This is a genomic window from Vibrio sp. 03_296, assembly GCF_002265885.1.
On record NZ_NPKW01000511.1, the window covers coordinates 1 to 512 of the forward strand.

Genomic DNA, 512 nt, shown 5'->3' on the forward strand with positions numbered 1-512 from the left:
ACCAAATCCTGTAAATTCAAAGGTTTTCGCCATGCGTTGCCCTTCCATAATGTCATGGCTAGTGAGGCTAAAATCGCCAGCATAGCTGGTGGATGCGGCAACAGAGCTAAGCAGTAGTAGTGCGATAGATGAGTATTTCATGCTGATGTTCTCCTAATGGTGTATGAGAACCATTGTAAGAACCTCAGGATTGTTTTCTCGCTTGAAAGTGTCACTGTTTTTAATATTTACTTGTAAATGATTCTTTGGTCTGTTTTCTGGTTTATGTAACGGTGTGATGCTGCGTCGTTTGATGCTCACACGGTGCGCGGAGCACCAATGCGAGCTAGAACAACCCCTCTGCTTGTAAGCGAAGCAGCTCTTTAAGTGCGATCTTATCCACCTCGGTCGCTGGGGCGAAGTCAGTCACTTTGCTCCAAAAGACAGTGTCCGCTTCGTGGCTTTGGATCTCGCCTTGCCATTGGGTCACCACATAATAGTGCAGCAACTGCAGCTCAGAGGTCGGATGGTAG

The 512-nt window shown here is 47.1% G+C and carries 1 pseudogene; it reads right to left on the bottom strand.

The features are described 5' to 3' along the window. Positions 1 to 325 precede the first annotated feature (325 nt). A pseudogene (locus tag CIK04_RS25805) lies at positions 326 to 512 on the bottom strand (DNA mismatch repair protein MutT); the annotation flags it as partial.